Origin of the sequence: Natranaeroarchaeum aerophilus, from assembly GCF_023638055.1 — an archaeon.
Lineage (GTDB): Archaea > Halobacteriota > Halobacteria > Halobacteriales > Natronoarchaeaceae > Natranaeroarchaeum > Natranaeroarchaeum aerophilum.
On the sequence record NZ_JAKRVY010000003.1, the window covers coordinates 287,522 to 300,042 of the forward strand.

At 63.1% G+C, this 12,521-nt stretch carries 10 protein-coding genes; 9 read left to right on the forward strand and 1 reads right to left on the reverse strand.

Annotation, left to right across the window (positions count from 1 at the left end; all coding sequences use genetic code 11):
* Positions 1 to 2 precede the first annotated feature (2 nt).
* The 9 genes from AArcSt11_RS08330 (at position 3) to ppc (ending at position 10,599) form a co-directional block, all read left to right on the forward strand.
* Complete coding sequence (locus AArcSt11_RS08330) at positions 3 to 1,244, forward strand: RNA-guided endonuclease InsQ/TnpB family protein (RefSeq protein WP_250596226.1); 1,242 nt, start codon at positions 3 to 5, stop codon at positions 1,242 to 1,244.
* A gap of 67 nt (positions 1,245 to 1,311) precedes the next feature.
* Positions 1,312 to 2,559 (forward strand): alpha-amylase domain-containing protein, encoded by a 1,248-nt coding sequence (locus AArcSt11_RS08335; protein ID WP_250596227.1) that lies wholly within the window; start codon positions 1,312 to 1,314, stop codon positions 2,557 to 2,559.
* 65 nt (positions 2,560 to 2,624) lie between these two features.
* Positions 2,625 to 3,617: a beta-ribofuranosylaminobenzene 5'-phosphate synthase family protein gene (locus AArcSt11_RS08340; protein ID WP_250596228.1), complete on the forward strand. Its 993-nt coding sequence runs from the start codon at positions 2,625 to 2,627 to the stop codon at positions 3,615 to 3,617.
* Between the two features lie 64 nt (positions 3,618 to 3,681).
* Complete coding sequence (locus tag AArcSt11_RS08345) at positions 3,682 to 4,518, forward strand: RAD55 family ATPase (RefSeq protein ID WP_250596229.1); 837 nt, start codon at positions 3,682 to 3,684, stop codon at positions 4,516 to 4,518.
* Positions 4,519 to 4,591: 73 nt separating this feature from the next.
* Positions 4,592 to 5,479, forward strand: coding sequence for a hypothetical protein (locus AArcSt11_RS08350; RefSeq protein WP_250596230.1), 888 nt, complete (start codon positions 4,592 to 4,594; stop codon positions 5,477 to 5,479).
* A complete protein-coding gene (locus AArcSt11_RS08355; RefSeq protein ID WP_250596231.1) occupies positions 5,472 to 6,023 on the forward strand; it encodes a DUF8135 domain-containing protein in 552 nt (183 codons plus the stop codon). The genes AArcSt11_RS08350 and AArcSt11_RS08355 overlap by 8 nt, the downstream gene beginning before the upstream one ends.
* A 29-nt stretch (positions 6,024 to 6,052) precedes the next feature.
* Entirely contained in the window at positions 6,053 to 6,382 is a 330-nt protein-coding gene (locus tag AArcSt11_RS08360) for a transcription factor S (protein WP_250596233.1), read from the forward strand.
* A 78-nt stretch (positions 6,383 to 6,460) separates the two neighbouring features.
* Complete coding sequence (gene xylA / locus AArcSt11_RS08365) at positions 6,461 to 7,780, forward strand: xylose isomerase (protein ID WP_250596235.1); 1,320 nt, start codon at positions 6,461 to 6,463, stop codon at positions 7,778 to 7,780.
* Positions 7,781 to 7,908: 128 nt separating this feature from the next.
* Complete coding sequence (gene ppc / locus AArcSt11_RS08370) at positions 7,909 to 10,599, forward strand: phosphoenolpyruvate carboxylase (RefSeq protein ID WP_250596237.1); 2,691 nt, start codon at positions 7,909 to 7,911, stop codon at positions 10,597 to 10,599.
* Between the two features lie 150 nt (positions 10,600 to 10,749).
* On the opposite strand, the gene AArcSt11_RS08375 is transcribed toward ppc, so the two are convergent.
* Entirely contained in the window at positions 10,750 to 12,147 is a 1,398-nt protein-coding gene (locus AArcSt11_RS08375) for a signal recognition particle protein Srp54 (RefSeq protein WP_250596239.1), read from the reverse strand.
* Positions 12,148 to 12,521 lie beyond the last annotated feature (374 nt).

Sequence of the window (12,521 nt, forward strand, 5' to 3'; positions counted from 1 at the left end):
CCATGTACTACGCCTACAAGTACCGTCTCAAGCCGTCCGACGCCCACCGTGAGGAGTTGGACCGCCACCGAGACATTTGTAGGCAACTGTACAACCACACGCTCTACCGCCTCAACGAGTACCAAGACGAACACGGTGAACTGCCGTCTATGACCACGCTACGGTCGGAACTGCCCGACCTCAAGAAGTGGTGGGACGGCCTCAATGACGTGTACTCGAAGGTTCTCCAAACCGTCGTGGAACGCCTGTTCGACAACCTCAAAGGACTCTCCAAACTCAAGGAAAACGGCTACGGCGTCGGTCAGCTCAAGTGGAAGCCGCCACGGGAGTTCCGCAGTTTCACGTACAGTCAGTCTGGCTTCAAGCTCGACAAAAAGGGCGGTCAGACTGTGCTGTCTTTCTCGAAACTTGCGGACATACCGATTCGGCTCCACCGACCCATCCCCAACGACGCAAAACTCAAGCAGGTCACGGTGAAGAAGGAACCGACGGGCGAGTGGTTCGCCACCTTCGGCGTCGAAATGGACCGTGAGACGCCCGAACCGCCTGAGACTCCCGAGAAGTGCGTCGGTGTCGACGTGGGAATTCTCAAGTACGCCCACGACACGGATGGTACGGCGGTCGGGTCGCTTGACCTCTCAGACGAACGCGACCGCTTGGAGCGCGAGCAACGGAAGCTCTCGCGCAAACAGCACGGGTCGAACAACTACGAGAGGCAACGGCGTCGAGTCGCGGAGTGTCACGCCAACCTCCGACGGAAGCGCCGTGACTTCCTGCACAAACTCTCAGCGTACTACGCTCGGGAGTACGACCTCGTGGCGGTTGAAGACCTGAACGTGAAGGGGATGATGGAGTCGCCGTCGAACAGCCGCAACACGGCGTCTGCCGCGTGGCGGACGTTTCTCTCGTTGCTCGAATACAAGTGCGAGCGTGAAGGAACGCACTTCGTCGCGGTCAACCCAAGAGGGACAACGAAGGAGTGCGCGTCGTGCGGCGTTTCAACTGACAAGCCGTTGTGGGTCCGTGAACACTCCTGTCCCGCCTGCGGGTTTGAGGCGGATAGAGACGCAAACGCGGCGTGGAACATTCTTTCCCGTGGTGTTGAAGATGTAGGAGTGGGACACTCCGAATCAACGCCTGTGGAGACTGCGCTCCCTGTGGATACACCTGTGTCTGCAAAGCGCGTCGTTGAAACAGGAAGCCCTACCCTCAAGGAGCGCACCGCGTCAGCGGTGAGCGAGTAGGGTAGGGTAGTTCACTTCCCTCACGCGACGCTCGTTCGTCAAAGGATTGACCGCCAGCGCGGCTGCTGTGACGGTTCCGACAGCCGCGTTCTCGGGCTCAGCCACTGCTGGCGGTAGCGAGTCAGTTGCACTCCAGTATTTCGATTATGGTGAGTTCGGCCCGCAGGGCGGTCACTGGGACTACATCAACTGGCGGGCCGACGACCTCGGTGCCGCCGGATACAGCGATGTCTGGATCCAGTCACCGAGTCAGACGGTCGCGCCGAGCAGTAACGGATACGATCCGCGCGATCATCTGAATTTCAACAACGCGCTCGGCAGCGAGGGCGAACTCCAGTCGATGATCGACGCGCTGAACTGGAACGGTGTCGGCACGATCGTCGACACGATCTACAACCACACCGGTCCCGAGGACCCGCAGGGAGGCACCTACCCGCACTTCCCGAACCGTGGATACTTCCACGAGCCCCAATCGATCGAGGAGGACCGTCTCCGCGGACAGCTCGCCGGTCTGTGGGCGCTTGATCACTGGGACGGTCGCGTGACCGATTTCATGTCAGTGTACACTGACGAACTCGCCGAATTGGGCGTCTCGGGGCTGCGACTCGACGCCGCCGTCCACATCCCACAGTGGTGGTTCGACAACGAAGCCAGCGACTGGTGGGACTGGCACGGTCTGTTCACGGTCGGCGAGATCTGGGACCCGCTGTGGCGTATCGAGGAGTATCTCAACGGCGCGATCGACACCGCCTTTGACTTCCAACTGCAGTCCCAACTCACCGATTCGTTCAGTTTCGGTGGTAGTCTCGACGATCTCCGATCGACCATCGAGAACGGCGACTGTCTACTCGGAAGCAACCCGGTCGGGGCGTGTACGTTCGTCGAGAACCACGACCTCAACGTCTACGGCGACGACCCCGGCGAGGTACCCGACGACTACGATCTCGCTCACGCGTTCATCCTCACCGCGCCCGGCTTCCCATTCGTCTACGAGAACCGCACGATCGACGGTGATGGGATCGACGATCCCTACGCCGACTGGCTTGCCAACCTGATCTGGATCAAAAACAATCTCGCGGGCGGAGACATGTGGTTCCGGTACTCCGACGACGACTTCCTCGTCCACGAGCGACAGGGCAACCTCGTTACCGGGATCAACAAAGGCGGTTGGACGAGAAGCGAGTGGGTCTACACCGAGTTCCGCAACCAAACGCTCAACGATTACACCGGCACGATGGGCGACGTCTGGGTCAACGGCGATGGCTGGTGTAACATCGAGGTGCCCACACAGGACTGGGTCTGTTACGCGCCCTGATAGCGCTTTCCGCCCCTCTCTCCGGTGTCGAAATATCCTTGTCAACCCCGACGTTACTCCCGGGCATGGCGACGGTACGAACGGCGGCGCGCTTGCATTTTGGCTTCGGGAACCTGTCGCTCGCTCACGCACGCCTGTACGGCGGCGTCGGCGTCACCCTCGATACGCCACAACTGATCGTCGAGGCTCGTCCCGCCTCGTCCGTCATCGTTGCCGACGAATCGGGAGAAGCGGAGGCCATCCGCAACACCGTCGCGTCCTACGCGGAGCGCGTAACCGAACTCCTCAAACTCGACGGCGTCTCCCTCACCGTCCACGAGCGATTGCCGCGACACGTCGGGCTGGGGAGTGGGACCCAGCTTGCCCTCGCAGTTTACGCGGCGACGGCGGCCGCTCACGACCGGCCGGTCGACGTCCGCGAGACAGCCCCGGCGCTGGGCCGCGGCGGGCGAAGCGGCATCGGCGTCGCCGGGTTCGAGTCCGGCGGATTTCTGGTCGACGGCGGCCACCCAACGAGCCAGTTTACCACGGACCGGCCCGCGGACGGCGAGTGGACTGTCCCGCCGGTGATCGCCCGCCACGAACTCCCCGATGACTGGCGGTTCATTCTCGTCCTCCCGGACGCCGAACCGGGCCGAAATGGCGACGACGAGGACGCCAGCATGCGCTCGGTCGTCGAGTCGGCCGATCCCGCGCTGGCCGACGAGATCAGTGCCGTCCTGACGCGCCGGGTGCTCCCCGCGGCCGCGCTGGGACGCCGCCAGGAGTTCGGGGCCGCACTCGCCGAGATCGGGCGACTTAACGGTGCGTGGTACACTGACGCACAGGGTGGCGTCTTCCGGCCGCCAGTGGGACAGATCGTCGACGAACTCGGGACGCATCCGACGATCGACGGGGTCGGCCAGTCCTCGTGGGGGCCAACGGTGTACGGACTGACCCATGTCGATGCGATCGAGAGCGCACGCGCGGCGGGTCGGGACGCGCTCGCAGTGGCTGGCGTCGACGGCGACGTGCTGGTCGCTGGGCCGCGGAACTCCGGCGCGACGATCGAGGAGTGACGTCGGCAAGTGCGTCGGGAGGCCTCGGCGCAACGCCTAACAGGCCGGACCGAGAGGTGCAGGTATGTCGCGTATTCCGTTCGGTATCTCGCGGTTCGACAGGACGATCGGCGGCGGCGCACCCTCGGGCAGCGTCGTCTTGCTGGCCGGCGAGGTCGGAGCCGGTGCCCGTGAGTTCATCTATACTACTGCTGTGATGAACGGCCTCGCACGAGCGGACGAAGAGCAATTCGATCTGCACTATGGCGATCTACACGACCGTGCACGACTCCCCGGGGAGATACATTATCTCTCCTTTACCAGCGCCGAACGGCCCCTGCTCGAGGAGATGCGTCACACGCTCGACGCCGACCTGGTGGAGAGCGGTACCGAGCCGCTACACTTTGGGGATCTCTCCGAGGAGTACTTCCAGTTGAGCCCGGTACCCTCCGAGTGGTACTCCGAGCGCACCCGGAGCATCACGTCGCTCGGGCAGGACACCGATACCGACGACGTGCTCGACGCGATGGGGGACTATCTGACCGATCACGCCGAGGACAGCCTCGTGGTTGTCGACTCCGTGACCGACCTGATCAGCGCGGCCGGCAAGGTGATGGACTGGACCGACATCACGCTCCTGCTGAAGGGGCTGGAGAAAGCTGCGAACCAGTGGGGAGGGTTGATCCTGCTTCACGTTACGCTCGATACCCTCTCGGAGACCGAGCTCGGGCAGTTGATGGACGCCACCAACGGCACCTTCCTGTTCGAGTGGGAAAGCGGAGGGAGCGAGCGCGACCGGACCATGGTCGTCAAGCAGTTCCGTGGCGTCCTCTCGCGGCTGGAAGACGAAGACATCGTTCGGTTCGAGACGGATATCGGCGACACCGGCTTCGACATCAGCGACATCCGAAAGATCCGGTGAGCAAGGACCTGGCAGAGAGATTATGTATTCGGCCACCGAACTATTAAGACTCTCCTTTAACAAGTAGAGGTGAATGGCCAGCGACGATTCACGTGGCGGGAAGACGATGATCGAGCTCCCCAGCGACGTGTACGACTGGCTCGACGAGGAGCACCACGGTAACGTCGATGCCGTCGCTCGACGACTGCTCGATGCGCACCGACAGCTCGCTACCGAGGGAGAGCCGATCGCTCCGTCCGGCGATTCGGACGATAGTCGCCCAGTGAGCGAGGCAGAACTCGACGAGCGTCTCGACACCCTCGAGGCGACGATCGACGAGCTGATCGAGGACGTCCGCAAGCGCGTGATTCAGCTAAAGCGGGAAACCGACACAAAGGCGTCCAGAGAGCACGATCACGAGGAGCTCCGCGAGCGGCTCGACAGGGTCGAGGGGCGGGTCGCGGATGCCGAGGGGCAGGCCGAGTCGGCGGCCGAGCGCGCGACCGACGCCGAGTCCTCGGTTGCCGCTGGCTTCGAAAACTACGAGGAGATCCTCACCTACCTCACCGAGGAGACCGACCTGCTTGCCGATCGGGCCGACATCCTCGCCCGCGCTGTGATCGACCTCCGCTCCGAAGTGGAGACGGTTGCCGCCGAGCGCGCCCGGCGGGAAGCGGTCAACGAGCTAAAACGCGCAGCCAACCAGCAAGGCGTCCGAACGGCCGACTGTGACGCCTGCTCGGCATCGGTCGATATCGCCCTGCTGACGGAACCGCACTGTCCGCAGTGTACCGAGCGGTTCGTCGATGTTTCGGCAGGCGCACGGTTTTTCAAGCCGAACGTGCTCGAAACGGGCGACCCACCCGCTCTAACCGGCACCGATGAACAGGACGATCTCGGCGCGGAACTGGATGCCGCGTTCGAAGATGAGGAGACAACCGAGGCACCCGAGTGGGAACCCCCAGGTGAGCCCGATGCCTGAGGACGACTCGTCCGAGAACCTGCCCGACGAGTTACACGATTCGTCCGACCCCCTGCCGGACGAACCCCACGATCCACCCACGATCCCCCCGGACGATGAAGACGAGTCAGTACCAGCGCTCGACCCCCACACCGACGCCGAGGAGGGGAACCCCCAGTCAGGGCGACAGGGACCGCTCGGCGACCTCGCCGACGAACTGGGTCGCCGGCGCGACGAACGTCCCGAGGATGAGTACGACGATCTGTTCGTCTCCGAGGACGTCGGCGACCTCGACAGTGATCTCGTCTGGGAGGACCTGCAAACCGGTGGAGTCTCCGTCGAAGAAGAGTTCGCCGCGGACGAATTCGATGCGGAAGAACACGTCGTCCCCTCCTCCGGCTACTGCGAGACGTGTGAGTACTTTTCCGCGCCACCCGAGGTAGCCTGCGGACACGAGGGCACCGAAATTGCCGATATGGTCGACATCGAACGGTTTACCGTCCGGAACTGTCCGAAAGTCGCCGAGGACATCGCAATCGGCGAATTCGATCCCGCAGCCGAGTAGTTTTTCCCGCCGGTTGCTCTATCCCAACCATGCAGTTCTGCGACGAGTGCGGTTCGATGATGCGCTCACAGGGCGACCGGATGGTCTGTTCGAACGACGACTGTGGCGCGACCGACGAGCAAGACGAAGAGCTTGCCGCACAGTTCGTCTCCACGGACGAGCAAAGCGGCGACGAACTGATCGAAACCGAGGAGGGGGCGAGCTTCGAGGGGAAACCGACGCGGGAGGACGTCAACTGTGATCGCTGCGGTCACAACGTCGCGTGGTACACGATCAAGCAGACGGGGTCGGCGGACGAACCACCCACACGGTTTTTCAAGTGCAAGGAGTGTGGCCACCGGTGGCGCGAGTACAGCTAGCGACGCGCTCAAAATACTTACTCGCTCCAGAGTAATATTACCAGATTTATATCCCCCGAGAGCAAACAGTGTAGTTGTATGTCCGAATACTTCCCGGAAGTTCCCCACATCGAGTACGAGGGGCCCGACTCCGACTCGGAGCTGGCGTTCGATTACTACGACCCCGACAAGCAGGTCGGCGACAAGACGATGAAAGAGCACCTGCGCTTTGCCGTCTCGTTCTGGCACGCCTTCACCGGCGACGGCTCCGACCCGTTCGGTGCGCCGACGATGCAGCGCCCGTGGGACGACATCGAGGACCCGATGGAGAAGGCCGAAGCGCGCATCGAGGCCAACTTCGAGCTACTCGACAAGCTCGGCGTCGATTACTTCTGTTATCACGACCGCGACCTTGCGCCGCGCGGCGACACGATCGAGGAGTCCAACGAGAACCTCGACGAGATCGTCCCGCTGATCAAAGAGAAGATCGACGAGACGGGCATCGGCGTGCTCTTTGGCTCCGCCGAGCTGTTCGCCGAACCCAAGTACGCCGTCGGTGCGGCGAGCTCCCCGAGCGCGGACGTCTTTGCCCACGCTGGTGCGCAGGTCAAGAAGGCACTCGAAGTCACGAACGAACTCGGTGGCGAAGGGTTCTGTCTCTGGGGCGGCCGTGAAGGGTACAAGACCCTGCTCAACACCGACATGGGCCTCGAACAGGACAACGTCGCCCGCTTCCTGACGATGGTCGCGGACCACGCCGACGAGATCGGCTTCGACGGACAGCTCATGCTCGAACCCAAGCCCAAGGAGCCGATGAAGTTCCAGTACGACCACGATTCGGCGACGATCCACGCGTTCCTCCAGAAGTACGATCTGGACGATCGCTTCACGCTCAACATCGAGACCAACCACGCGACGCTCGCGGATCGGCCGTTCGCCCACGAGCTGCGCTACGCGCGACTCAACGACATCCTCGGCAGCATCGACGCCAATCAGGGCGACAAGCTGGTCGGCTGGGACACCGACGAGTTCCCATTCAGCCTCCGCGATCACACGCTGGCGATGTACGAGATCCTGCAGAACGGCGGCATCGCGCCCGGCGGGATCAACTTCGACGCGAAGGTGCGCCGCGAGTCCTTCGAGCCCGTCGACCTCGCCCACGGCCACATCACCGGCATGGACACCTACGCCCGTGCGCTCGAGGCCGCCCACGCGCTCAAAGAGAGCGGCGAACTCGAGGCGTTCGTCGACGAGCGCTACAGCAGCTACGACGAGGGGATCGGCCAGAAGATCGTCGAGGGCGAGGCCGACCTCGCCGACCTCGAAGAGTACACGCTCGACAACGACGTTCCCCATCCGGAGTCCGGTCGCGAGGAGAAGCTCAACGCCCTGCTGAACCGCTACATCCTCGAAGCCTGATCGCTCGCTGATCTGCTCTATTTCGCCCGTTTTTGGCTTTCGATCGCTGTGGAAACCTTGATTAAAAACCCCTCAAATTACCGTACTGTTCCGGAGAGTTTTAACCACAGGGCAGATATTCGTGAACTATGCGATTGCACGACAGGGACGTCCGGCAGGACGTGCGGGAACTCGGTGCACTGCTCGGTGACGTGCTGGAAGACCAGACGTCTCGGGAAGCCTTCGAGACTGTAGAGATGCTGCGTACGTCCGCGATAGATTATCGGGACGGCGAACTGGACTCTCGTGAGACGCTTCACGAGGAGCTAAACGGGTTGACGCCCGAGCGCGAGAGCATCGTCGCGCGTGCGTTCACCACGTACTTCGAGCTGATCAACCTCGCGGAGGAGCGCCAGCGCGTCCGCGCGATCCGGACCGCCTCCCACGAGGAAACGCTCGAGGACAGCCTCGAAACGGCCGCCGAGGAGCTCCACGAACTGGACGACGACGAGCTCGAACAGGTGCTCGATGACGTTCTCATCGAGCCGACTTTCACCGCACATCCGACCGAGGCCCGGCGCAAGACCGTAAAATCGAAGCTCCGCTCGGTGGCAAACCATCTCGAAACGCTCGACGAGCGACGGCTCACCAACAAAGAGACAGGGCAGGTCGAGCGGGATATCGATGCAGAGGTCACGAGCCTCTGGCAGACGCCACAGGTCAGGGACCGAAGCCCCGAGCCGGAAGACGAGGCCCGGAACGTCCAGTGGTACCTCGAAAACACCCTGTTCGACATCGTCGGCGAGGTCTACGACGAACTGGAAGACGCCTTCGAGGATGAACTCGGCGAAGAGATCGATATCCCGAAGCTCGTCGAGTTCCGCTCGTGGGCCGGCAGTGACCGCGACGGTAATCCCTTCGTCACCCCCGAGGTGACGACGAACACGCTCGAACGGCAGCGCCGCGTCGTTCTCGATCGCTACCGCGACCAGCTCAAGAGCCTCTCGCGGGTGCTCAGTCAGGACGGCACCCGAATCGACGTCGGCGAACGCTTCGAAAAATCACTCGCAGCCGACCGCGAGCGATTGCCCGGCCTGACCGAGGAAGTCGAAGAGCGCTATCCGAACGAGCCGTACCGCCAGAAGCTCAAGCTGATGCGCGAGCGCCTCAACCGGGTCGGCGACGTCCGTCCCGGCGGCTACGACCACGAGGACGAACTGGCGGAAGATCTGGCCGTTATCGAACAGAGTCTCCGTGCGAACGGTGCCGACTCGGTCGCCGAGGCGTACATCGACCCACTGGCCCGTCAGGTCGACACGTTCGGCTTTACGCTCGCCAGCCTCGACCTGCGTGACCATCAGGAACAACACACAGAGACCGTCACCGAGGCCTTCGCGCGTGAGGGCATCGACTACGAGTCGATGGACGAAGACGAGCGCGTTGAGCTGCTTACGGAATCGATCCTGCAGGACGAGCCGGTCGTCGACGTCTCGAACGACGAGGGCGTCTCCGATACCGCAGCGCGCGTGCTCGAGCGGTTTGACTCTCTTGCCGACTGGCAGGAGGAGTACGGCATTCAGGCGATCGACACCTACGCTATCTCGATGACCGAGGAGCCGAGCCACGTGCTGGAAGTGCTGTTCCTTGCGGATCAGGCCGACGTGGTCGACCTTCCCGGACACTGTGGGCTCGACATCGTCCCACTGCTGGAAACCGAGAGCGCGCTCTCGGGCGCGCGCCGGATCATGGGCACGCTGTTCGAGAACGAGGCCTACGCGAAGGCCCTCGAAGCACGGAACGACACCCAGGAGATCATGCTGGGCTACTCCGACTCGAACAAGGAGAACGGCTTCCTCGCGGCCAACTGGTCGCTGTACGAAAATCAGATTCGGCTCGGCGAGATCTGTGACGACTTCAACGTCACGATGCGGCTGTTCCACGGCCGCGGCGGCTCGATCTCCCGCGGTGGCGGCCCGATGAACGACGCCCTGCTCGCCCTGCCAAACAGCACGGTGACCGGTCAGGTCAAGTTCACCGAACAGGGCGAGGCCATCGCCGAAAAGTACTCCAACCCGCGCATCGCCGAGCGCAACATCGAGCAGATGCTCAACGCGCAACTGCGCGCCCGCAAGCGCTCGCTCCAGCAGCCCTACGAGGACGTCGAAGACGAGTGGATCGAGGCGATGGGGCTGATGGCCGACGTGGCTCGTGAGGAGTACCGTGACCTGCTCGATACCGACGGCTTCGTCGAGTACTTCGGGCAGGCGACGCCGATCGGCGTCATCGAGAACCTGAACCTCGGCTCGCGTCCAGCCTCCCGCTCGGGCGAGCGCAAGGTCGAGGATCTGCGTGCGATCCCGTGGGTCTTCTCGTGGACGCAGGCACGCTGTATCATCCCCGGCTGGTACTCGCTGGCGACCGCGATGGATGCCTATCTCGACGATGGTGGCGACATCGAGACGCTACAGGAGATGTACGACGGGTGGCCGTTCTTCCAGTCGATGCTCGACAACGCCGCGATGGCGATCGGGCGAACCGATCTGGACATCGCTGCCGAGTACGCCGACCTCGCCGATCCCGAACTCCGCGAACGGTTCTTCCCGCGAGTCTCCGGGGAGCACGAGCGAGCCCAGGAACTCGTCCTGGAGATCGCCGGTCGGGACGATCCGATCGACCGCGACTGGCTCCAGAAGAGCCTCGAACGTCGGAACCCCTACGTCGATCCGCTCAACCTGCTCCAGACGCATCTGCTCTCCCAGACTCACCGCACGGATCTGGAAGAACGCACCCTGCGCCTGACGGTCAAGGGGATCGCGGCCGGGATGAAAAACACCGGATAACGCGTCGAAACGCGGTTTTTTGAGTCCGTTGTCGATCGAAGTCGAGGGCGGTTGATCTCTGTGGTCAGCGCAGTGGCCGGTCGCCAATACTACAACTCTCGAAGTAAATAGCTACAGATATCGAAGTAAAGACAAAGACGCACCGAAACGTCAGAACGGCCCGCCGTCGCCGCCAAGACCGCCCATCCCGCCCCCACCGCCGCCTTGCTGTTGCATCTTTTTCATCATGCGCTGCATGTCCCCGTCGCCCATGCCCTGGAACTGCTTGATCGTCTGTTCCATCATCTTGTGTTGCTGGAGCAGCTCGCGGACGCGCTCTTCGGGCTTGCCAGCCCCGCGGGCGATCCGCTCGATCTGGCTCGCGCCGATGGCACGGGGGTATTCGAGTTCGTTCTCGGTCATCGAGTCCATCACGACGTCGAAATCACGCATTCGGTCCTGCGTGACGTCCATCGCGTCGTCGGGTAGCTGGTCCATCATCCCGCCGCCCATGCCGGGGATCATGTCCATCACCTGGTCGAGCGGCCCCATGTTGTTCATCGCTTCCATCTGCTTTTGCATATCCTTGAGGGTAAAGGATCCCTGAAGCATATCCTCGGGGTCCCAGTCGTCCTCCTCTATCCCCGTCTCCTCCATCGCGCGCTCGACGCGCTCGGCGAGCTGTTTGAGATCGCCCATCCCGAGCAGTCGGGAGATGAAGCCGCTCGGCTCGAAGCGTTCGACGTCGCCGACCTCCTCGCCGGTCCCGAGGAAGGCGATCGAGGAATCGGTCTGGTCGACCGCCGTGAGTGCCCCACCACCTTTCGCCGTCCCGTCGAGTTTCGTGATCATCACGCCGTCGATGCCGATGGACTCGTCGAACTGCTGGGCCTGCTCTTTTGCGCCCTGTCCGATCGCCGCGTCGAGTACGAGCAGGTTCCGGTCGGGATCGACGACCTCTTCGATCTGCTCGATCTCGTCAATCAGGTCGTCTTCGAGGGCGTGTCGACCCGCCGTGTCCACGATGTGGACGTCGGCGTCCGCGGTGGCTTCCAGGCCCTCGCGGGCGATCTGGACCGGGTCGTCGACGTCCGGATCGCCGTAGAACTCGACTTCCGCTCGTCCGGCCATCTGCTTGGCCTGATCGTACGCGCCCGGGCGGAAGGTGTCAGTCTGGATCACGGCGGGCCGGAGCCCCTTCTTCGAGAACCACCACGCCATCTTCGCCGCGGAGGTCGTCTTCCCTGACCCCTGAAGCCCGGCGAGCATGATCGTCTGCTCTTCGAGCGGGAGCTCGGTGCTCTCGCCCACGAGCGCAACCATCTCCTCGTAGACGATCTTGAGGACGTGATCGCGCGCCGATGTGCCCGCCGGCGGATCCTCGTCGAGTGCGCGCGTCTCGATACTGTCGGACAGATCCTGAACGAGCGAGATGTCGACGTCGGCCTGGATCAGCGAGCGCTGGATCTCGCGGACGACGTCCTCGACGTCTTCCTTCGTGATGCGTGTCTTCCCCTGCAGTTTGTCGAGCGTCCCGCGAAGGGACGTGCCGAGATCGTCGAGTACCATTTATCCCACGTACGCAAGCCAGTCGGTAAAGCCTTTCTCGCTGGGGTCGGCGATCGAACCCCCGCCGCGGTTGCGGTGGCGCGCGCTGGCGAGGCGTTCATGCCGAGCCAGCACCGTGCGAGGGACGGTGCCGCAGGCACCGAGGCTGGGGAGGAACGAGGCGACGTCTGGGTGGATTGAACGGGGCCACGCCGGTCGGGCGGGCTGTGGCCCGTAGCACCGCAGCGCAGCGAGGAGCGCGCGGCCACAGCGCGGTCGAGCGGTGTGGGGGCGTTCGAGGTTCTGTTATCACTCACTGGACTACACTTCAGCCCAAAATGCGGTCGAGCGGTGTGGGGGCGTTCGAGGTTCTGTTATCACTCACTGGACTACAC

Excerpts from the sequence above, each read along its gene's own strand:
- AArcSt11_RS08330 (WP_250596226.1), top strand. The coding sequence starts at position 3 with ATGTACTACGCCTACAAGTACCGTCTCAAGCCGTCCGACGCCCACCGT.
- AArcSt11_RS08340 (WP_250596228.1), top strand. The coding sequence starts at position 2,625 with ATGGCGACGGTACGAACGGCGGCGCGCTTGCATTTTGGCTTCGGGAAC.
- AArcSt11_RS08345 (WP_250596229.1), top strand. The coding sequence starts at position 3,682 with ATGTCGCGTATTCCGTTCGGTATCTCGCGGTTCGACAGGACGATCGGC.
- AArcSt11_RS08350 (WP_250596230.1), top strand. The coding sequence starts at position 4,592 with ATGGCCAGCGACGATTCACGTGGCGGGAAGACGATGATCGAGCTCCCC.
- AArcSt11_RS08355 (WP_250596231.1), top strand. The coding sequence starts at position 5,472 with ATGCCTGAGGACGACTCGTCCGAGAACCTGCCCGACGAGTTACACGAT.
- AArcSt11_RS08360 (WP_250596233.1), top strand. The coding sequence starts at position 6,053 with ATGCAGTTCTGCGACGAGTGCGGTTCGATGATGCGCTCACAGGGCGAC.
- xylA (WP_250596235.1), top strand. The coding sequence starts at position 6,461 with ATGTCCGAATACTTCCCGGAAGTTCCCCACATCGAGTACGAGGGGCCC.
- ppc (WP_250596237.1), top strand. The coding sequence starts at position 7,909 with ATGCGATTGCACGACAGGGACGTCCGGCAGGACGTGCGGGAACTCGGT.
- AArcSt11_RS08375 (WP_250596239.1), bottom strand. The coding sequence starts at position 12,147 with ATGGTACTCGACGATCTCGGCACGTCCCTTCGCGGGACGCTCGACAAA.